General features: G+C 65.8%; 20 protein-coding genes. 15 read left to right on the top strand and 5 right to left on the bottom strand.

Translation table 11 applies throughout. From position 1 onward, the window contains the following. Positions 1–17: 17 nt before the first annotated feature. Positions 18–1,895 (bottom strand): ribonuclease catalytic domain-containing protein, encoded by a 1,878-nt coding sequence (locus tag ACFO0J_RS01005; protein ID WP_376811201.1) that lies wholly within the window; start codon positions 1,893–1,895, stop codon positions 18–20. Positions 1,896–1,919: 24 nt separating this feature from the next. Further along, complete coding sequence (gene mpl, locus ACFO0J_RS01000) at positions 1,920–3,311, bottom strand: UDP-N-acetylmuramate:L-alanyl-gamma-D-glutamyl-meso-diaminopimelate ligase (RefSeq protein ID WP_376811200.1); 1,392 nt, start codon at positions 3,309–3,311, stop codon at positions 1,920–1,922. A 78-nt stretch (positions 3,312–3,389) separates the two neighbouring features. On the opposite strand from mpl, the gene ACFO0J_RS00995 reads away from it, so the two are divergent. From ACFO0J_RS00995 to ACFO0J_RS00960, 8 genes are all read left to right on the top strand, one after another. Next, a complete protein-coding gene (locus ACFO0J_RS00995; protein WP_376811199.1) occupies positions 3,390–3,884 on the top strand; it encodes a TlpA family protein disulfide reductase in 495 nt (164 codons plus the stop codon). 340 nt (positions 3,885–4,224) lie between these two features. Further along, complete coding sequence (accB, locus tag ACFO0J_RS00990) at positions 4,225–4,674, top strand: acetyl-CoA carboxylase biotin carboxyl carrier protein (protein ID WP_376811198.1); 450 nt, start codon at positions 4,225–4,227, stop codon at positions 4,672–4,674. Positions 4,675–4,679: 5 nt separating this feature from the next. Then, positions 4,680–6,026 carry an acetyl-CoA carboxylase biotin carboxylase subunit gene (gene accC / locus ACFO0J_RS00985; protein WP_376811197.1) on the top strand — a complete coding sequence of 449 codons (1,347 nt, stop codon included), beginning with the start codon at positions 4,680–4,682 and terminating at the stop codon, positions 6,024–6,026. A gap of 8 nt (positions 6,027–6,034) precedes the next feature. Beyond that, positions 6,035–6,949, top strand: coding sequence for a 50S ribosomal protein L11 methyltransferase (gene prmA / locus ACFO0J_RS00980; protein ID WP_376811196.1), 915 nt, complete (start codon positions 6,035–6,037; stop codon positions 6,947–6,949). Positions 6,950–6,963: 14 nt separating this feature from the next. Next, on the top strand, positions 6,964–8,037 hold the full coding sequence (locus tag ACFO0J_RS00975) for a zinc-ribbon and DUF3426 domain-containing protein (RefSeq protein ID WP_376811195.1): 1,074 nt from the start codon (positions 6,964–6,966) through the stop codon (positions 8,035–8,037). 15 nt (positions 8,038–8,052) lie between these two features. Next, complete coding sequence (locus tag ACFO0J_RS00970) at positions 8,053–9,000, top strand: carbohydrate kinase family protein (protein ID WP_376811194.1); 948 nt, start codon at positions 8,053–8,055, stop codon at positions 8,998–9,000. 36 nt (positions 9,001–9,036) lie between these two features. Then, entirely contained in the window at positions 9,037–9,534 is a 498-nt protein-coding gene (locus ACFO0J_RS00965; protein WP_376811193.1) for an outer membrane lipoprotein, read from the top strand. Between the two features lie 9 nt (positions 9,535–9,543). Beyond that, positions 9,544–10,446, top strand: coding sequence for a LysR family transcriptional regulator (locus ACFO0J_RS00960; RefSeq protein ID WP_376811192.1), 903 nt, complete (start codon positions 9,544–9,546; stop codon positions 10,444–10,446). On the opposite strand, the gene ACFO0J_RS00955 is transcribed toward ACFO0J_RS00960, so the two are convergent. Then, entirely contained in the window at positions 10,443–11,159 is a 717-nt protein-coding gene (locus ACFO0J_RS00955) for a ribonuclease activity regulator RraA (RefSeq protein WP_376811191.1), read from the bottom strand. The genes ACFO0J_RS00960 and ACFO0J_RS00955 overlap by 4 nt on opposite strands. Positions 11,160–11,202: 43 nt before the next feature. After that, positions 11,203–11,997, bottom strand: coding sequence for an SDR family oxidoreductase (locus tag ACFO0J_RS00950; RefSeq protein WP_376811190.1), 795 nt, complete (start codon positions 11,995–11,997; stop codon positions 11,203–11,205). A gap of 148 nt (positions 11,998–12,145) precedes the next feature. Between ACFO0J_RS00950 and ACFO0J_RS00945 the strand changes: the two genes are divergently transcribed. From ACFO0J_RS00945 to ACFO0J_RS00915, 7 genes are all read left to right on the top strand, one after another. Further along, entirely contained in the window at positions 12,146–13,033 is an 888-nt protein-coding gene (locus tag ACFO0J_RS00945; RefSeq protein ID WP_376811189.1) for a LysR family transcriptional regulator, read from the top strand. A gap of 122 nt (positions 13,034–13,155) precedes the next feature. Next, positions 13,156–14,148 (top strand): threonine ammonia-lyase, encoded by a 993-nt coding sequence (locus tag ACFO0J_RS00940; protein ID WP_376811188.1) that lies wholly within the window; start codon positions 13,156–13,158, stop codon positions 14,146–14,148. Positions 14,149–14,165: 17 nt separating this feature from the next. Further along, the gene (locus ACFO0J_RS00935) at positions 14,166–15,233 is read left to right on the top strand and encodes a DUF4392 domain-containing protein (RefSeq protein ID WP_376811187.1); all 1,068 of its coding nucleotides are present in this window, start codon (positions 14,166–14,168) and stop codon (positions 15,231–15,233) included. Between the two features lie 10 nt (positions 15,234–15,243). Further along, the gene (locus ACFO0J_RS00930) at positions 15,244–15,708 is read left to right on the top strand and encodes a RidA family protein (RefSeq protein WP_376811186.1); all 465 of its coding nucleotides are present in this window, start codon (positions 15,244–15,246) and stop codon (positions 15,706–15,708) included. A gap of 19 nt (positions 15,709–15,727) precedes the next feature. Next, positions 15,728–16,816 (top strand): TRAP transporter substrate-binding protein, encoded by a 1,089-nt coding sequence (locus ACFO0J_RS00925; RefSeq protein ID WP_376811185.1) that lies wholly within the window; start codon positions 15,728–15,730, stop codon positions 16,814–16,816. Positions 16,817–16,884: 68 nt separating this feature from the next. Continuing rightward, on the top strand, positions 16,885–17,538 hold the full coding sequence (locus tag ACFO0J_RS00920; protein WP_376811184.1) for a TRAP transporter small permease subunit: 654 nt from the start codon (positions 16,885–16,887) through the stop codon (positions 17,536–17,538). Then, complete coding sequence (locus tag ACFO0J_RS00915; RefSeq protein WP_376811183.1) at positions 17,535–18,818, top strand: TRAP transporter large permease; 1,284 nt, start codon at positions 17,535–17,537, stop codon at positions 18,816–18,818. The genes ACFO0J_RS00920 and ACFO0J_RS00915 overlap by 4 nt, the downstream gene beginning before the upstream one ends. Positions 18,819–18,896: 78 nt before the next feature. On the opposite strand, the gene ACFO0J_RS00910 is transcribed toward ACFO0J_RS00915, so the two are convergent. After that, entirely contained in the window at positions 18,897–19,463 is a 567-nt protein-coding gene (locus ACFO0J_RS00910) for a YggT family protein (protein ID WP_376811182.1), read from the bottom strand. Between the last annotated feature and the right edge of the window lie 104 nt (positions 19,464–19,567).

Raw genomic sequence — 19,567 nt, 5'->3', positions numbered from 1 at the left:
ATTAGTGTGAACAGGCCCTAACCCGCTTCCCGCAGGCGGAATTCGACGTCCAGGCCGATCTCGTCGTAGCTCAGGATGTCCAGGCGGACTTCCCGGCCGCGCTCGAATTCGGGCAGGCCGTTGATGCGCGTGACGAAGGGCGCGCAGGCCAGCCGGACCAGGTTTTCCCGCAGCACGTGGGCGGAGACTTCCTTCAGTCCCTGCTGCTGCAGCCAGCGGATGCACCAGTAGCGTTCCATCGAGGACTGGAAGTCGCCCCACACTGTGTACTGCGAGTCGAACGCGCCGATCAGGGCGAACAGGTCCGCGTCCTTGGGTTTGAAGGGCGCCGCCAGGCGCGCGGAGACGCCGTGCTCGGCTGCCGCCAGGATCTGGCCCTGGTTGATCAGGTCCACATAGCGGCGCAGCGGCGAGGTCGACCAGATGTACTGCGGCACGGCGATGGAGTCGTGCGGCAGCGCCTGGGTGGACATGCGGGTGCGGCCCATCTGCTGGGACCGGTAGATGCCGGGCACGCCGTGGCGGGCCAGCAGGCCGCCCCATTGGGTGTTGGCCAGGATCATGTATTCGGCCACCAGCCGGTCCAGCGGCGCGTTGCGCTGGCGCGGCACCAGGCGGACGATCGAGTCCGGATCGTCGGGCGGGCCGTCGATCTCGAAACCGTATTCGATGCGATCGTTGTTTTCCGGCTTGCCGCGCGTGCGGTCGCGCACGGCGCACAGCGCCTGGGCGAACTGCCACAGGGGGCGCAGCCAGGGGCCGTGCGGCAGGGGCGCGTCGGGGTCGGCCAGCGCGGCTTCGGTGACCTCGCCGATCTGGCCGTGGCGCAGGTTGGCGGTCACCCGGATGCGTTCCAGGCGGGTCTCGGTGTCCAGCACCTCGCCGTCTTCCAGGCGGCCGGTGACGTACAGCGACAGGGCCGGACGCCACTGGCCTTCGTCCAGGGAAAAGGCGGCGATCAGTTCGGGCGACAACATGGGGATTTTGTCGCCCGGCATGTAGACGGTGGACATGCGGGCCCGCGCCTGCTCGTCCAACGCGCTGCCGCGCGTGATGGCCAGCGCCGGCGCGGCGATGTGGATGCCGACGCGGATCGTGCCGGGTTCCGGCATCGAGACCGACAGCGCGTCGTCGATTTCGGTGGTGCTGGCGTCGTCCAGGGAATAGGCTTCGACCTGGGCCTGCGGCAGGTCCGCGCCCCAATCCTGGAGATCCACGGGCGGCCAGCCCGTGCCCCGGGGAAAGTGGGCCGACAGAAAGCGGTCGCGCATCATGGCCAGGGGATGGGGCCAGACGCCCAGCGACAGCAGCAGCCGTTCGGGGCTGGTGCCCGACTGCTGCACGGCGGCGTCAAAGGCCTTCCATTCCAGCGTGTTCTTGTCGGGGCGGTCCAGGAAGGTGGCGGCGACGGGCCGCAGGGCGTCGGGCAGCGTGCCGGCCACCAGCGCGTCGGTCCATTCCTGCTGCAGCTCGGCCTGGCGGCGTTTTTTCTCGATCGCGGCCAGCGCAGCCTGCAGGATCTCGGGCGGGGCGGGGCGGAAGGCGCCCTTGCCGCGCCGATGGAAATAGGCCGGCGCGGCCGACAGGGCCAGGATCGCAGCGGTCTTTTCCACCGCATCGGGTGGGTGGCCGAAGTAGTCCTCGGCCAGGGCGGCCGCCTCGAATTCCTCTTGCGGCGCGCATTCCCACAGAAAGCCCGCGTCCAGTGTGGCCGCCAGGGTCTCGGCGGCGGGCAGCAGGCCGTCGGGAGACGGTTGCTCGAAGGTGAACAGCACGGCGCTGCGCTTGATCTTGCTGCGCTTGCCGCTGGCCGACTCGACCTGCAAAGAGGTGTCGGCTTCGGAGAAAATGGTTTCGGCCTTGAGTTTGCCGGCGTCTTCGTAGAGAACGTGCATAAAAGAATCGGGAGACTGCGGGGTTCAATGGGGGGACCGGGGGCGGCGTTGCGCCAACCGGTCGAGCAGGGTCTGGTGGATGCCGCCGAAACTGCCGTTGCTCATGACGAGCACCTGATCGCCGGGCTGTGCCGCATCGCAGATGGCGTCGGCCAGGGCATCCAGGTCGTCGCCCGCCCACAGGCGTTCGCCCAGGCCGGCCAGCACCTGGCGGGGATCCCAGCCCAGCGCATGCTTGCCCTGGGTGGCGCCGTGGCAAAAGACCAGGTCCGCATCGGCCAGCGCGTCCGGCAGCCGGGCGGCCATGGTGCCCAGCTTCATGGTGTTGGAGCGCGGCTCGATCACCGCCAGGATGCGGGTCCGGGGGCCGACGTGGCGGCGCAGGCCGTCCAGCGTGGTGGCGATGGCGCTGGGGTGGTGGGCGAAATCGTCATAGACGGCGACGCCGTCCCGCGTGCCGCGCAGTTCCAGGCGGCGGCGCACGCCCTGGAAGCCATTCAGGGCGGCGATGCCGTCCTGCGCCGCGATGCCGGCATGGCGGGCGGCCGCCAGGGCCGCCAGGGCGTTGGCCTGGTTGTGGGTGCCGGACAGGGACCAGTCCAGCACGCCGACCGCTTGACCCCGATACAGGATGCGGCAGCGCCGGCCGTCGTCCGTTTCCGGTTCCGCCTGCCAGTCGCCGCCGGGACCGAAGGTTTCGACCGGCGACCAGCAGCCGCGCGCCAGGACGCGATCCAGGGCCTCGCCGGCCGCCGGCCGGATGATGTGCCCCGAGGCCGGGACGGTGCGCACCAAGTGATGGAACTGAGTCTCGATGGCGGCCAGGTCGGGGAAGATGTCGGCGTGGTCGTATTCGAGGTTGTTCAGAATGGCGGTGCGGGGATGGTAGTGGACGAACTTCGAGCGCTTGTCGAAGAAGGCCGTGTCGTATTCGTCGGCCTCGATCACGAAGTGGCGGCGCGCCGGGTCGAAGCGGGCGGAGACGCCCAGGTCCGGCGCCACGCCGCCGATCAGGAAGTTGGCGGGCCGGCCGGATTGCTCGAAGATCCAGGCCAGCATGGCGCTGGTCGTGGTCTTGCCGTGCGTGCCCGCCACGGCCAGCACGTGCTGGCCGCCCAGGACGTGATCGGCCAGCCATTGCGGGCCGGAGGTGTAGGGCAGGCCTTGATCCAGGATGGCCTCCATCAGCGGGTTGCCCCGGCTGACGACGTTGCCGACCACGTACAGGTCCGCGCCCAGGCCGGTCTGATCGGCGTCGAAGCCCTCGATCAGGTCGATGTCCTGTTCGCGCAATTGTGTGCTCATGGGCGGGTAGACGCCGGCGTCGCAGCCGGTGACCCGATGGCCCGCCGCGCGGGCGATCAGGGCCAGGCCGCCCATGAACGTGCCGCAGATTCCCAGTATGTGTACGTGCATCGTATCCTCCGGCCTGTATTGTAAGTTGTCAGGGAGGCGATGCTATGATGACCGGGCAATACAGTTATTGGATGGATCATGGACAGGCGGTATTTCTTGCGCACGGCGGCGGCGCTGGGGCTCGCGGCCGGGACGCGCGGCGCGGGGGCCTCGATCCTGCCGGCCGATCCCGTCTTCGGACGTTCGTTCGCCGATCTTCAGGGCCATGATCAGGCGCTGTCGGCCTACGTGGGGCGGCCGGTGCTGATGAATTTCTGGGCCAGTTGGTGCGCGCCCTGCGTGCGCGAAATGCCGCTGCTCGAAACCTTGCACCAGAGTCATCCGGATCTGGCCATCCTCGGGCTGGCCATCGACACCCGGGCCAATGTCGAGCGCTTTCTGCAAAAGGTCCAGGTGTCCTACACCTTGCTGCTGACCGGCACCCAGGGCATTCCGCTGATGCGCGAGCTGGGCAACAAAGGCGGCGGCCTGCCGTTCACCTTGCTGTTCAACCGCCAGGGCCGGGTCGCCGACTCGGTCATGGGCGAACTCAAGCCCGATGACATCCAGGCCCGGCTGGCGAAGATCCTGTAATCCCCTCCCGGTCCGCGGCACCCGCCCGTTGATCCGCTGTTCTCCGCTGGTTTCTTTAGGTTTCAATGATCGAGTTGCCGGTCGCCGTGGACCTGGTTTTCATGGACAAATCGGTGTTTTTAGCGTAAAAAGGCGCTTTGAAGGGCATCCCCATACCGGGATCAGGCGGCTTCGGGCAGGACTCCAGGGCCGCCCGCTGGCAGCAGCAACCTATGTGGCCGTCGTGGATTCTCCCCCGCCTCACCGGGGTCGGACCGACGGCGCATTTGTTTTCGCCGCCCGAACCCAATCATTGAACGGCCCGCTTCCGCATGGGCCAGCACACAGGAATTGAACCGTCATGGATCTCCGCAAACTGAAAACGCTGATCGACCTGGTGGCCGATTCGGGTATCGCCGAACTGGAAATCACCGAGGGCGAGGGCAAGGTCCGCATCGTCAAGTTCTCCCAGACCGCTGCGGGTGTTCCGGCGACCGTGGCCGCCGCGCCCGCCCAGGTCGTGGCGACGCCTGCGGCGGCCCCGGCCGCCGCCGCGCCGGCGCCTGCGGTGCCGCAAGGCCATCAGGTCAAGGCGCCCATGGTGGGCACGTTCTACCGCGCGCCCAACCCGAACGCGCCCGCTTTCGCCGAGGTCGGCCAGACCGTCAAGGAAGGCGATCCTCTGTGCATCATCGAGGCGATGAAGCTGCTGAACGAGATCGAAGCCGACAAGTCCGGCGTGATCAAGGAAATCCTCGTCGAGAACGGCGAACCGGTCGAATACGGCCAACCCCTGTTCATCATCGCCTGAGCGCCATGTTCGAAAAAATCCTGATCGCCAATCGCGGCGAAATCGCCCTGCGAGTGCTGCGTGCCTGCCGCGAGCTGGGCGTCAAGACCGTGGTGGTGCACTCCGAGGCCGACCGCGAAGCCAAGTACGTGCGCCTGGCCGACGAATCCGTCTGCATCGGGCCGGCCACGCCGCGTGACAGCTATCTGAACATGCCGGCGCTGATCTCGGCTGCCGAAGTCACCGACGCCGAGGCCATCCACCCCGGCTACGGCTTCCTGTCGGAAAACGCCGATTTCGCCGAGCGTGTGGAAAAAAGCGGTTTCGTGTTCATCGGACCGCGTCCCGAAAGCATCCGCACCATGGGTGACAAGGTCAGCGCCAAGCAGGCCATGATCGCCGCCGGCGTGCCGGTCGTGCCGGGCTCGGGCGGCGCGCTGCCCGACGATCCCAAGGAAATCCTGCGCGTCGCCAACGAGGTCGGCTACCCGGTCATCATCAAGGCGGCGGGCGGCGGCGGCGGACGCGGCATGCGGGTGGTCTACACCGAGGCCGCCCTGCTCAACGCGGTCGCCATGACGCGCACCGAGGCCGGCGCCGCCTTCAACAACCCCGAGGTCTACCTGGAAAAATTCCTGGAGAACCCGCGCCACATCGAGATCCAGATCCTGGCCGATGGCGAGGGCAAGGCCGTCTGGCTGGGCGAACGCGACTGCTCGATGCAGCGCCGCCACCAGAAGATCATCGAAGAAGCGCCCGCCCCCGGCATCGATCGCGCGCTGGTCGAGCGCATCGGCGAACGTTGCGCCGAGGCCTGCCGCCAGATGCGCTACCGTGGCGCCGGCACCTTCGAGTTCCTGTACGAAAACGGGGAATTCTTCTTCATCGAGATGAACACCCGCATCCAGGTCGAGCACACGATCACCGAAATGATCACCGGCATTGATCTGGTCCAGCAGCAACTGCGGATCGCCGCCGGCGAGAAATTCACCCTGCGCCAGCGCGACATCCATCTGCACGGCCATGCGATCGAGTGCCGGATCAACGCCGAGGACCCCTACAAGTTCACGCCCAGTCCCGGCCGGATCACCAACTGGCATACGCCGGGCGGCCCGGGCGTGCGCATGGATTCGCACGTGTTCACCGGCTACACCGTGCCGCCTTACTACGACTCGATGATCGCCAAGCTCATCGCCTACGGCGACGACCGTCACCAGGCGATCATGCGCATGGACATCGCGCTGTCGGAAATGATCGTCGAGGGGGTGAACACCAACATCCCGCTGCACCGCGAGTTGATGCAGGACGCCCGATTCGTCGCAGGCGGCACCAGCATCCACTACCTCGAACACAAGCTCGCCGCGCGCGCCTGAGGTCCAGGATGCGCGAGCTGGTGCTGAACTGTCCGGAAAGCCAGGCCGAGGCCTGGTCCGACGCTTTGCTGGAAGCCGGCGCCCTGTCGGTGTCGGTCGAGGATGCTGACGGCGACACGGAGCACGAACAGGCGCTGTTCGGCGAGCCGGGCACCGAGCCCGAGGTCCTGGCCTGGCGGCGCAATCGTCTGGTGGCCCTGCTGGCCGACGGTGATGATCCCGCCCAGTTGCTGGCGGCGCTGGACGGCCTGGCAGGCCCTGCGCCTGTGGCGGACGACTGGTTTCTGCGCGACGTGCCGGACGCCGACTGGGTGCGCCTGACGCAATCCCAGTTCGGCCCCATCGTCGTCAGCGAACGCATCTGGATCGTCCCGAGCTGGCACCGCGACGACGCGGGCCTGCCCTCGGTCGGCGCCCGGGACGGCATCGTGCGCATCGAGCTCGATCCCGGCCTGGCCTTCGGGACCGGCAGCCACCCCACCACGCATCTGTGCCTGGAATGGCTGGCGGCCCATCTGCAAGGCGGCGAGACCGTGCTGGACTACGGCTGTGGTTCCGGCATCCTGGCGATCGCCGCACGCCTGTTGGGCGCCGGTCCGACCCGTGGCGTGGATATCGACGAACAGGCGGTGCTGGCGACGGTTCGCAACGCGGACACCAATCGCGTGGACGTCCAGGCCTGCTTGCCCGACGACCTGCCGGCCGGGACCAGTCAGGTGGTGGTCGCCAACATCCTGTCCAATCCCCTCAAGCTCCTGGCCCCCATGTTGGCCGGCCGGGTCGCGCCCGGCGGCTGGCTGGCGTTGTCCGGCGTCCTGGAACGCCAGGCCGACGAGGTCTGCCAGGCGTATGCGCCTCATCTGCCCCTGCAGGTCTGGGCAGCCCGCGACGGCTGGGTCTGCCTGGCGGGGCGCAGGGTTTGACGGAGCGCGCGGCGATGGACCTGACCACACGCTGCCCGAAGTGCGGGACCGTGTTCCAGGCGGGCCTGTCGGACCTGCAACTGCGCAAGGGCTATATCCGTTGCGTGCAGTGCGCGCATATCTTCGACGGCTATGCCGAGGTGGTCTCCGATGCGTCCGAGGCCGGGCCGTCCGGCGCGTCCTCGCCGCCGCTGCGTCCGTCTGCCCCGCCCGTCGAGCCTGTGGTCGAACCGCCCGCCGCGCCGCCGCCTCAGGTGATCCGGTCCGGCCGGCCTGCGGTGCCGCCTTCCGAGCCGGCGTCTTCATTCCACATCGGCGTCGCGCCCTGGCCGGACGACCGGCCGGAACCCCGCATCGGCGACGCCGAGGGCCGCGACGAACCGCGGCCCGTTGATGAAATCCTGGCCGATGAAGGCTGGGTGCCCGATTCCGGGTCCGAGCCGGCCTTCGGCCGTGACGATCCGCCCGCTCAGGCGGCGCCGTTCGTGGTCGAGGGCCGTCCAGGCCACCGCAGCCAGGGCGGCTCTGCCGAACCCCTGCTGCGCGACGAGGACGCCTTTGGCTGGTGGGACGCGCTGGTGCGTTTCTGCGCCCGCTTGTTGTTCATCCTGCTGCTGCTCTTGCTGGCCGCACAGGCCGTCTACGTGTATCGGGGCGCTGTCGCCCGGGTGGTGCCGGCGCTGCGGCCCACGCTCGAACGGGCCTGCGAGCCGCTGCATTGCAAGGTGCCTTATGCCCGCGACATCGACCGGCTCGCCATCACCGGCTCTGCGCTCAAGGCGGCTGATACCGACGCTCCCGCAGGCCGCTCATCCGGCGCGCAGGACGCCGCCGAACAGCATTTCGTGTTGCACGCCACCCTGCGCAACCAGGCCGAGCAGCCGCAGGAATGGCCGACCCTGATTCTGGACCTGAAGGACGTCGCCGGCACGCTGCTGGTGCGCCGCAACCTGGCCCCCGCCGACTACCTCGGGCCGGTCCGCGCCGCCGAGCCTTTCGCGGCTCGCAGCGAAGTCCTGGTGCGTGTCCCGCTGACCCTGAGCGGCGTGCGCATCAACGGCTATCAGCTCGACCTCTTTTATCCCTGAAGGAATTCCATCGCCATGTCCAAGGACGTTTTGATCTGCGGTTCCATCGCCTTTGACACCATCGCCGTGTTCGAGGGCCGTTTCCGCGACCATATCCTGGCTGACAGCCTCAAGTCCCTCAGCGTGTCGTTCTTCGCGCCCTCGCTGCGCAAGGAATACGGCGGCTGCGCGGGCAACATTGCCTACAGCCTGAAATTGCTGGGCGGTCAGCCCGTGCCGGTCGGCATGGTGGGCCAGGACGCCGACGACTATCTGCAGCGCATGCGCGATCTGGGCATCGACACCCGCCTGGTGCGCATGCTGTCCGATACCTTCACGGCTCAGTGCCACATCATCACCGACCAGGAAAACAACCAGATCGCCTCGTTCCATCCCGGGGCGATGCTGCGTTCGGCTGAAAACGACCTGAGCGGCAACGCCGCGTGCTGGGCGATCGTCTCGCCGGATGCCAAGGACGGCATGTTCGCCCACGCTCAGCGCCTGCAGGCCGCCAGCATTCCTTTCATCTTCGACCTGGGCCAGGCGATGCCGCTGTTCGACGGCGACGATTTGCGGCGCATGCTGGGCATGGCCAGCATCCTGACCGCCAATGACTACGAGGCCAGCGTGATCGAAGAGCGCACGGGCCGCACCATCCAGGAGCTGGCCGCCGGCCTGCAGGCGGTGGTGGTGACCCGGGGGGCCGAGGGCGCCTCGCTGTTCGTCGGCGACACGCGCACCGACATCCCGTCCGCGCCTGTGGCCGACGTCGTCGACCCGACGGGTTGCGGCGACGCGCACCGCGCCGGCCTGCTGTACGGCCTGGCGAACGACTGGTCTTTGCGGGACGCCTGCTGCTTGGCGAACGTCATGGGCGGCTTTAAAATCGCCCACAGAGGTCCACAGAATCACAGCCCGTCGCGCGCCGACGTCGCGGCGGTTCTGCAGAAGCACTACGGTATCGATGCGGGTTTGCTCGCCTGATCCGGATACGGCATTTTTTATTTCAGGAGTCAGACCATGGCGATCCTTACGCATGCTTTTTCGTCCCGCGCGGTGCGCCTTGCCGCTGTCGCCGGCGTCTCCCTCTCGCTGTTGGCGCTGGCCGGTTGCGCCAATCAGTCCGCGTCCAGTTCCGTCTACACCTATGGCCAGGCCCAGCAGGAACAGATCGTGCGTTACGGCACGGTGGTGTCCGTGCGCTCGGTGGTGATCCAGTCCGATAAATCGTCCGGTGTCGGCGCCCTGGGCGGCGCTGCGCTGGGCGGGGTCGCCGGCAGCGCCATCGGCGGCGGGCGCGGCCAGATCCTGACCTCGATCGGCGGCGCGCTGCTGGGCGGCCTGGCCGGCAACGCGGTCGAAAACCAGGTCGGCAAGACCCAGGGGCTCGAAATCACCGTGCGCCTGGACAACGGCGAAACCCGCGTCATCGCCCAGGCGGCCGACGTGGCGCTCAGCTCCGGCCAGCGCGTCCAGGTCATCAGCGGCGGCGGCCCGACCCGCGTCGTGCCGATGTAATCGCGGCCGATGATCAATCTGCGCAGCCTTGAAATCTTTTATTGGGCTGTGCAGCTCAATAGCTTCTCCCGGGCTGCGGAAAAACTCAATACCACGCAGCCCACCATTTCGCAGCGGATTGCGGGCCTGGAAGAGCAGTTCGGGACGCAGTTGGTCAACCGTGCGACCAAGCCGTTTTCATTGACCGACAGCGGGCGCGCGTTGCTGGCGCACGCAGAGCTCATTCTGCGGCAGGTGGCCAAGCTGGAACATGACCTGGGCCTGGCGGGGCGCGTGCCGCGCACCGTCCGGCTGGGGGTGTCGGAAACCATCGTCCACACGTGGCTGGCGCAATTCCTCGAAGAGTCCCACCGCTGTTTCCCCAATATCGACTTCGACATCACGGTGGACGTCACGCCGACGATGATGTCCACCCTGCAGGCCGGTGAGATCGACATTGCCTTGATGCTCGGGCCGGCGACCGTCGACAAGGTCGCCTGCGTCCATCTGGTGGATTACCCCTTGCAGTTCTATGCGGCCCCCGGATTCGTGCAGGGCGACCGGCTGACGATCGATGAGCTGAAACGCCTGCCCATCATCACCTATCCCCGGAATACGTATCCCTTCAGCCTGTTGCGCGAGAAACTGTTCCGGCTGACGGACCAGACGCCCCGGATCTTTACCAACTCCTCGCTGGCGACCATCGAGCGCATGGCCGCGGACCGCATCGGCGTCGCCCTGGTGGCCAAGGATGCTTTTTCGCTTTCCTTGGTGCGTGGCGCGCTGGTCGCCATGGACAGCGACCTGGACATGCCGTCGCTCAGCTTTTGCGCCTTTTACGTGCTGGGGGTCAATGGCGAGATCCTGGAGCAGTTGGTGGAAATCGCTCGTCGTGTCGCCACGACCTCCAGACATGCCGAAGTCTCCGGCTAGGGGTTTTGCTTGCTGGCTTCGTAACGCGCCTGGTGTTCGGCGTTGGGCGGGTACAGGCCTGGCAAAGAGGCGCCTGCCTGCACTTCATCCATGATCCAGCCTTCCAGGCGTTCTTGCTCGACGGCGAGCGCGGCAACCTCGTCCACCAGCGCTGCAGGGATCAGCACGGCGCCATCCTGATCGGCCACGATGACATCGTCGGGAAACACGGCCACGCCGCCGCAGCCGATGGGTTGCTGCCAGTCCACAAAAGTCAGATGAGCCACGGATGGCGGGGCCGCCGTACCGCCCGCCCATACGGCCAGCCCCGTGGAGACCACGCCGGTGATGTCGCGGACCGCGCCGTCGCTCACCAGCGCCGCCACGCCGCGCCGGGCCATGCGTGCGCACAGGATGTCGCCCCAGAAACCGGCATCCTTGACGCCGTTGGCGTCGACCACTGCGATGCAGCCTGCAGGCATCTGCTCTATGGCGGCGCGCGTGGATTTCGGCGAGCGCCAGGAGTCGGGGGTGGCGAGATCCTCTCGCGCCGGCACGAAACGCACGGTGAAAGCACGGCCTACGATGCGCTTGCCGACGGCGTTCGGTGTGATCGGACGCGCACCGCGTATCCATACATTGCGCAGGCCTTTTTTGAGCAGGACCGTGGTCAGGGTGGCCGTGGTCACGTGCGCCAGGGCTTCGAAGTTCTTTGCTTCTTGCGGGGAGGTCATGGTTCATCTCCTTGACAGGGAAGAGGGGACAGCACGCTGTCGGTCAGAGGGCGGGGATCAGGCCGCCGTCCACGCGGAAGGACGAGCCGGTGATGTACGCGGCGCGCTCGCTGGCCAGGAACGCGACCATATCGGCATATTCTTCGGGGCGGCCGTAGCGTCCCATGGGAATCGTGGCGACGCTTTCAGAGGCAACGTCGGCGACTGCCTTGCCTTCGCGCTGGGCGCGCGCGGCATCCAGCGACTGGATGCGCGCGGTGGCGATGCGCCCCGGGATGACGATGTTGGCGGTGACGCCATCCTTGGCGACTTCGCGTGCCAGCGTCTTGCTCCATCCCACGAGGGAAATGCGCGTGGCATTGGACAGCCCCAGGTTCGGAATCGGCGAGACGACGCCGGAGGAGGTGCTGGTGATCAGCCGGCCCCAGCCGCGCTCGCGCATGCCCGGCAGCAGCAGATCGGTGATGCCGATCACGGAGATCACCATGGATTCGAAGGCATTGCGCCAGACATCGGACTCATGGCCTTGCGCGGGTCCGGGCGCCGGGCCGCCGGTGTTGTTCACCAGGATGTCGATGCCCCCGACACGGGCCAGCAGGTCGACCACGCCTTGCGTCCATTGCTGAGCCACACCCAGGTCCCAGACGCACGTCTGGCATGATTGTCCCGGCCCCGAGACGGCACGGATTTTCTCTGCCGTCGCCTCCAGGGATTGTGCGTCCCGGTCGGCGATGCACAAGGTCGCGCCTTCGCGCGCCAAGGCCACCGCGATCGCGCTGCCCAATCCGCCACCGGCGCTCATGACCAGCGCCCGCTTGCCTGCGATACCCAAATCCATCGTTTACTCCTGAACAGGTCGGGGCATGTGGAGGCCGCTGCGTGCAGCGCCGTCGTCATGCCCGGTTGAAGGAGGGGACAATCCTAGAAGCTTTGAATGAAAAAAAATATCAATATATATTTTGGTTTTAGATAAAGAAAATCGATCAATGATTCATGAACTGAAAACGCTCGTCGCCGTGGCGCGGGAAGGCACGTTCGCCGCCGCCGGCAATCGGATCGGGCTGACGCAGGCCGCGGTCAGCGCGCAGATGCGGCGCCTCGAAGCTGAACTGGGTTTCGCGTTGTTTGATCGCGTGGGGCGGTCGGCCAGGCTGAACAAGGCGGGGCAGCGGACCTTGTCTCAGGCGCAGGAACTGATCCGGCTTTACGGTGCGCTAGGCGCTGCGCCGCCCGGCCAAGCCGACGGCGTGCTGGTGAACGTCGGCGTGATCGCCTCCCTGCAGCACTCGGTGCTGCCGGATGCCCTGGCGAAATTTCATCGGCAGTACCCGGGGTGTCGCACCCGCGTGATTCCAGGGCTGTCGATCGAGTTGGTGGACCGGGTCGACGCAGGCGAGATCGATGTGGCGGCAATCATTCGTCCTGCGTTTGCGTTGCACGGCGACCTGAACTGGACCTTGCTGGCCCATGAGCCCTTCCGGCTGATCGTGCCACGCGACGTACCGGGTGAAGACTGGATGGAACTGCTGGCCGGCCGGCCGTTCATCCGGTATGACCGCGCATCCTTTGGCGGCAGGCAGGTGAGCCGGTTCCTGCGGGACCGGAATCTGGTGCCGCACGAGGTGTGCGAAGCGGACGACCTGGATGTCATCGTCAAGCTGGTGGCTCATGGCGTGGGGGTGGCGCTGGTGCCGCAGACGGCGGCGCAACGGCGTTGGCCCGTCGCGGTGCGTGCCATCGACCTGGGCCGGCATACCTTCCATCGTGATGTCGGCCTGGTTCATCGGGCGCCCCGGCTCCTGGAGGACCCGGTGAAGGCGCTGGTGCGCATGCTCGCGATGCAGGTCGGCGGGGCGCGCATGCGCAAGCCGTAGCGGCGGTTCGATCTGCGCCCGAAGTATTCATTTTTATAATGAAACTTCATTAGATATTATAATTTTACTTTAAGTTGTCGTCCGGTGAAACTGCACATGTCCCCTGACATGTGGAGTTCTTGATGACCTCGGAATATTTCGAACCGGATACCAAGCTGATCGCCGAAGCGCGTCAGCGTATCGCCGACCGTGCCGTACGCACCGCCTTGCTGGAGTCGCCCAAGCTGAACAGCAGCCTGGGCGCCCGGATTCTCTTCAAGCCAGAAAACCTGCAGCGTGCGGGCTCGTTCAAATTCCGCGGCGCGCTGAACCGTGCCCTGCAACTGACGCCGGCGCAGCGCGCGGGCGGCCTGGTCGCCTGGTCTTCCGGCAATCATGGTTTGGCCTTGTCCTATGTCGCGCGGGAACTGGGCATCAAGGCGACGATCCTGATGCCGCAGGAAGCGCCCAAGACGAAGATCGAGGGTGTGCGTGCCAACGGCGCGACCGTGCGGCTGTACGACAAGACCCGGGAAGTGCGTGAAGAGATCGGCGCGCAGATCGCCGCGGAAACGGGCGCGGTGATCGTGCCGCCCTATGACGATCCTTATGTGATGACCGGCCAATCGACCGTGGGCGCCGAGTTTGCCGAACAAGCGGCGGAATGGGGCCTGAGCCTGGATGCCGCCCTGTTTTCCTGCTCGGGTGCCGGCCTGGTTTCCGGCGCGGCCTGCGGCATCCATTCCGTGAACCCCGATACCGCCGTCTATAGCGTGGAGCCGGCGCACTACGACGGCCTGGCTCGGTCGTTGCAGGCAGGCGCGCCCGTGAAGGCGCCCGCCGACGTGGCTTCGATCTGCGATGCGCTGCTGGTGGTGACGCCGGGCAAGCTCACCTTTCCGGTGTGCCAGCGGCATCTGGCCGGCAGCTTGTCGGTCACCGACGCCGAACTCAAGGAAGCCATCCGTTTTGCATACCGTGAACTGAAGCTGGTGGTTGAGCCGGGCGGTGCCGCGCCGCTGGCGGCCATTCTCGCCGGCAAGCTCGATGTCGCAGGCAAGACGGTGGGCCTGCTGTTGAGCGGCGGCAATGTGGATGCGGAGAAATTCGCGCAGTACATCACTGAAACCCCCTGAACGCCGGAGACGTTGCAATGCTGGATTACAAGAATGGGAAGGGCAGGATCGTCGCGCAGACGATCGAAAACTTCATGACGCTGGATCTGACCGGCGTTGGTCTGATCGGCAAGCTGTACGAGGCTCAGCAGTCCCGCCAACCGGGGCCGGCCTGCATGATGGCCGCCGAGAAAATCGTCGAGCGCGTGCGTGAACATGGCGGTCCCGTCGTGATCGCCACGGGCTTTCCCGAAGGGGCCGGCGTGCCGGAAACGGATGGGCTGATCGGCGCCGCCTTCATCGCCCGTGCGCTGTTCCTGGGCCTGGGCATCGAGTCCGTGATTCTTACCGATGACGACTGGATGCCTGCGTTGGAAGGGACGTGTCGGGGTGCGGGACTGGCGCCCCTGCCTTTCCCGGCGGACGGTGTCATCCGTCCGGTGGAATTCATCCGCCCCGTTTATCTGCGCAGCACGCCCAAGGATGACGCGGGATGCCGGGCCGTGACCGATGCGCTGCTGGATGTGACCCGGCCCTCTCTGGTGATTGCGATCGAACGGCCAGGGGCCAACGACAATGGCCTGTATCACGGCCTGGGCGGACGTCCGCTGGACGGCATGGTGGCTGATTACGATCAGTTCTTCCGGCGCGCCAAGGCCGAACAGGTGCCCTTCATTGCGATCGGCGACGGCGGCAACGAACTGGGCATGGGCGTGATTGCCGAAGAGCTCAAGACCTTTTCGCCCAAGGCCAAGGACTCCGGGCATCCCGGTCGCGGCGGCGTGGCGTCTGCCACGGCCGCTGACCTCCTGATCGTTTCCAATGTCTCGAACTGGGGGGCGACCGGACTGGTGGCCGCCTTGTCGGCCTATCTGGAAAAACCTTCGATCTTCCATGATGGCGCGCTCGAGCGGCGTTGCATCGAGCAGTGCGTGTCCTTCGGCGGCGTGGATGGCATGTTCATGGGACCCGAGCCCGCAGTCGACGGCATTGCCGCCGCCGAGTGGGAGGGTTTGGTCAATGCCTTGCGCAATACGCTGGACCGCCTGGCGGGCCGCGTCATTGGCTGGAAGGGCGACAGCGGCGACTGGCGCCAGCTGAAATAAGGAGACCGGAATGGGAATCGTCGATCAGCGCCTGGCCGATCTGGGACTTGAGCTGCCTCCGGTCAATCCGCCGCAGGGCAACTACCTGCCCTTCGTGCGCACGGGCAATCTTGTTTTCGTGGCGGGTCAGGGACCGCGCCTCGCAGGCGAATTGAGGCATCGCGGCACCTTGGGGGCGGATGTCGATCTGGAAGAAGGGCAGCGTGCGGCCCGTCTTTGCGCACTCAATGTGCTGGCGCAGTTGCGGCTGGCTTGCGAGGGTGATCTGGATCGAGTCGTGCGCATGGTCAGGCTGGCGGGGCTGGTACGCTGTACGGTCGATTTTGGCGACCAGGCCAAAGTGCTCAATGCCGCCTCCGATCTGTTGTGCGACGTATTGGGCGCGGCGGGCCCGCATGCGCGCATCGCCTCGGGTACGCACGCCTTGCCTTCGGGCATGGCGGTGGAGATCGAGGCGATCGCTGAAATTTCATAAGCCCCGCAAGGCGGGGGGATTGCATGCTCCCCATGTCGGGGGGCGACTACAGGAGACAATCATGAAAAAGATGGTTTTTGGTGCGTTGTTGGCCGCGTGCGCCACAGCGGTCGTGGCAGCGCCGGATCTGCAGAAGGATCACTTCAAGGTCATTGGGATCACGTCGACGATTCCTGCCGCGATTTATGACGAAAAGCCTTTCTGGACCGAGACCTTGTCGAAGGATTCAGGTGGACAGTTGACGGCCGACCTGACGCCGATCGAGCAGATGGGCCTGGATGACCAGTCGATGCTGCGGCTGATGAAAATGGGCGTCATGGATTTCGCCGGCATGGACATCACCCGCATGGCCGGGGACGACCCTCGCTTCGAGGCCTGCGATCTGGCGGGAACCCTGCCGGAGGTGGATCAGGCGCGACAGGCCTGCAATGCCTATAAGGATGTGCTGCGCGAGCGGATGGAAAAGAACTGGAACAGCAAGCTGCTGGCCATTGGCGCCAGTACGCCCCAGGTCTTCTGGTGCCGGGACAACGTGACGTCTCTCGCCGAGCTCAAGGGCAAGAAGATCCGCGTCTTCAACAACACGCTGCGGGACTTCATCTCCGGCTTGGGCGCGACGTCCGTTTCGATCGCCTTCTCGGAAGTCGTGCCGGCTCTGAACAATGGGGTGGTGGACTGCGCGGTGACGGGCACGCTCTCGGGCAACACGGCCGGCCTGCCGGAAGTGACGAAGTCGGTCTTCATGCTGCCGCTGGGCTGGAGCTTCAATGCCGTGGCCGTGAACAAGAAGCGTTGGGATGCGCTGCCGGAAGCCACGCGTCAATTTCTCACGGACGAGTTCGCGGCCTACGAGGACAAGATGTGGGCTACGCTGCACACCGGCATCGAGCAGGCCGCGTTGTGCAATACCTCGGCGCCGGGCTGCACGATGGGCAAGCCGGAAAAGGTCGCCTTGAATCCGCCTTCGGCGGCTGACCTCGAGTTGGCCCGCAAGATCGTGGCTGACAGCGTGCTGCCTGGTTGGGCGCGGCGTTGCGGTACGGATTGCGTCACCGAGTGGAATGCCCGTATCGGCAAGGTCACGGGTCATTCGATCACGCTGAAGTAACCCTGCTGTCCGACCCGGACGCCGCGTGCGTCCGGGTCGAAGCCGTATATGGAACAGGAGTAAATTTCATGACGCATGCGACTTCCATACAGAGCAGTCCTGCCGGGGGTGGTCCCGGCGGCATTGAGCGCCTGTTCAGTGCCATAGGCATGGTTTCCCGGTTCGGCCTCTGGCTGGGCGGTGGCGTCATCACCCTGGCCGCTGTGCTGATCGGCCTCGACGTGACGCTGCGTGTCAGCCTGGGCTATGCCATTGACGGGACGGATGAGCTGGCGCGTTTCGCCCTGGCCATCTCCACCACCTGGGCGCTGGCGGGGGCGCTGCTCGATCGCGCGCATATCCGCGTCGATACTGCCTATGCGCGGTTTCCGGGTGCGATGCGCCTGACGATGGACTTGGCCGGGTTGGTGGCGTTCTTCCTCGTGTTTGCACTGATCTTTTATTACGGTCTGGATCTGGTCGGAGAATCCTGGGCCAACCAGACCCGTTCCCCTTCCGCCCTGCAGGTGCCCATGGTCATCCCGCAGGTGATCTGGCTGATGGGCATGGCTGTTTTCCTGGCGGCCGACCTGGTGCTGTTTGTCATGGCGCTGAAGCTGATCCTGTCGGCTCAGCCGGGTGCTGCGAGCCAGTTGATCGGCATGAAGTCCGCTGAAGAAGAGGTCCAGGAGGAACTCGATGCCGCAGATGTCATCCCTCTTCATGAGCGGAGCGGATCATGATACTCACCTCTCTTGGAAGCCTGCTCGGCTTGCTGTTTCTGGGTATTCCCGTGGCCGCGACGCTGGCCCTGGTGGGGTTGATTCTGTCCGGCACGTTTTCGCCCTTGCCCCTGCATTACGCCCTGGCTGAGATCACCTGGACGGTCTCCAACAACTTTCTGCTGATTGCGATTCCCTTGTTCGTCCTGCTTGGAGAAATGCTGCTGCGTTCCGGGCTGGCTTCGCGCATGTATTCGGCGCTGGTGTTGTGGATGCCCTGGCTGCCCGGCGGGCTGATGCATAGCAATATCGCGGCGTGCGCGATGTTCGCCGCGACCTCGGGGTCCAGCGTGGCCACGGCCGCCACGATTGGCACGGTGGCCCTGGAGGAGGTCAAGAAGAACTCGTACAACGAGCGCCTGTTCCTCGGCACGATTGCCGCCGGCGGAACCTTGGGCATCCTGATTCCGCCGTCCATCAATCTGATCCTCTACGGCGTGCTGACCGAAACCTCGATTCCGCAGCTTTATCTGGCCGGCCTGATTCCGGGCCTGGTGCTGGCGGGGCTGTTCTCGGTCGTGGTGCTGCTGCTCTGCCTGTGGCGCCCGGCCTGGGGCGGACGGCCCGTGCGCGCCGACTGGTCCGCCCGGATACGGGCGCTGCCGGATCTGCTGCCGCCTTTGGTGATTTTTCTGGCGGTCATCGGCACGATCTACATGGGATGGGCCACGGCCACGGAGGCTGCTGCGCTGGGCGTCCTGGCCACTTTCGTGATCGCGGCGGCGTATCGTTGCCTGACGCTGGCCGTGATTCGACAGGCCTTCGAAGGCACGATGCGGACTTCGGCCATGATCATGGCGGTGATGTTCGGTGCGTATTTCCTGAACCTCGTGTTCGGCGCGATCGGGCTGCCCGTGGCGGCCAGCCGCTGGATCGGCACCTTGAGCCTGTCGCCGTTCGAACTGTTCTGCCTGATCGTGGCGTTCTATTTCGTGCTGGGCATGTTCATGGAAACCCTGTCGATGATGGTCGCCAGCGTGCCGATCATTGCGCCCATCATGACGGCGGCGGGTTTCAATCCGGTCTGGTCGGGCATCATCGTGGTGATCCTGATGGAAATTGCGCTGATCACCCCGCCCGTTGGATTGAACCTGTTCGTTGTGCAGAGCGTGCGTGGCCGGGGCGGCGTGCTGGATGTGATCATCGGCGCCTTGCCGTTCGTCGTGGTCATGCTGCTGTTTGTGTTCCTGCTGTATGCCTTCCCCCAGCTTGCGTTGATGCTGCCGCAGTTGATGCGCTGAGAGAGGTTGAGCGCAGAAAAAATGCCACTGGGCGCTACGCCCGGTGGCATTTTTTGATCCGGCCGAATGCGGGGCTGGTCAGACGCCGAAGCTGGTGAACACCAGGTGGTTCAGCACCATCATGGCGATCTGGGCCACGACCAGCAGCACCAGGGGCGACAGGTCCAGCCCGCCCATGCGCGGCAGCATCCGGCGGATGGGATCGAGCAGCGGCGCGGTCAGGGTGTAGAGCACCGGCATGATGGGCGACAGGGGATTGACCCAGGACAGGATGGCCTGGATCAGGGTCACCCAGACGATCACGTTGAACACCCATTTCAGGCCGACCAGCAGGCCCGTCAACAGCAGGGGGCCGATGGCCGAGGCCGAGGGCAGCAGGCCGCCCATGGCGACCAGCCAGGTCAGCAGCAGATACAGGATCGCGGTGATCCAGCAGGCCAGGATGCTGGGCCAGTCGAAGCGGCCGCTGCCGGGGACGATGCGCCGGATCGGCCCCACCAGCCATTCCGTGGCCCGCAGGATGGCCTGGGAGAACGGGTTGAACGGGTGCAGGCGGATCGCGAACATCCAGGCCCGCAGGATCAGGCCGATGCCGAAGAGCGGGAAAACGATGTCGATCAGAAACAGCAGGATATCTTGGGCCATGCGGTGCTCGTAGGCTGCAAAAAGGAAGCAGTCATTGTCGCATCAAATTTCCCACCTCGCCGCTTGCAAGCGGCTCGGATTCGTCTGGCATGAGACAGTCCGTA

The organism is Castellaniella hirudinis (assembly GCF_042651965.1).
Lineage (GTDB): Bacteria > Pseudomonadota > Gammaproteobacteria > Burkholderiales > Burkholderiaceae_B > Castellaniella > Castellaniella hirudinis.
This window is presented reverse-complemented; position numbering and strand designations above follow the sequence as displayed.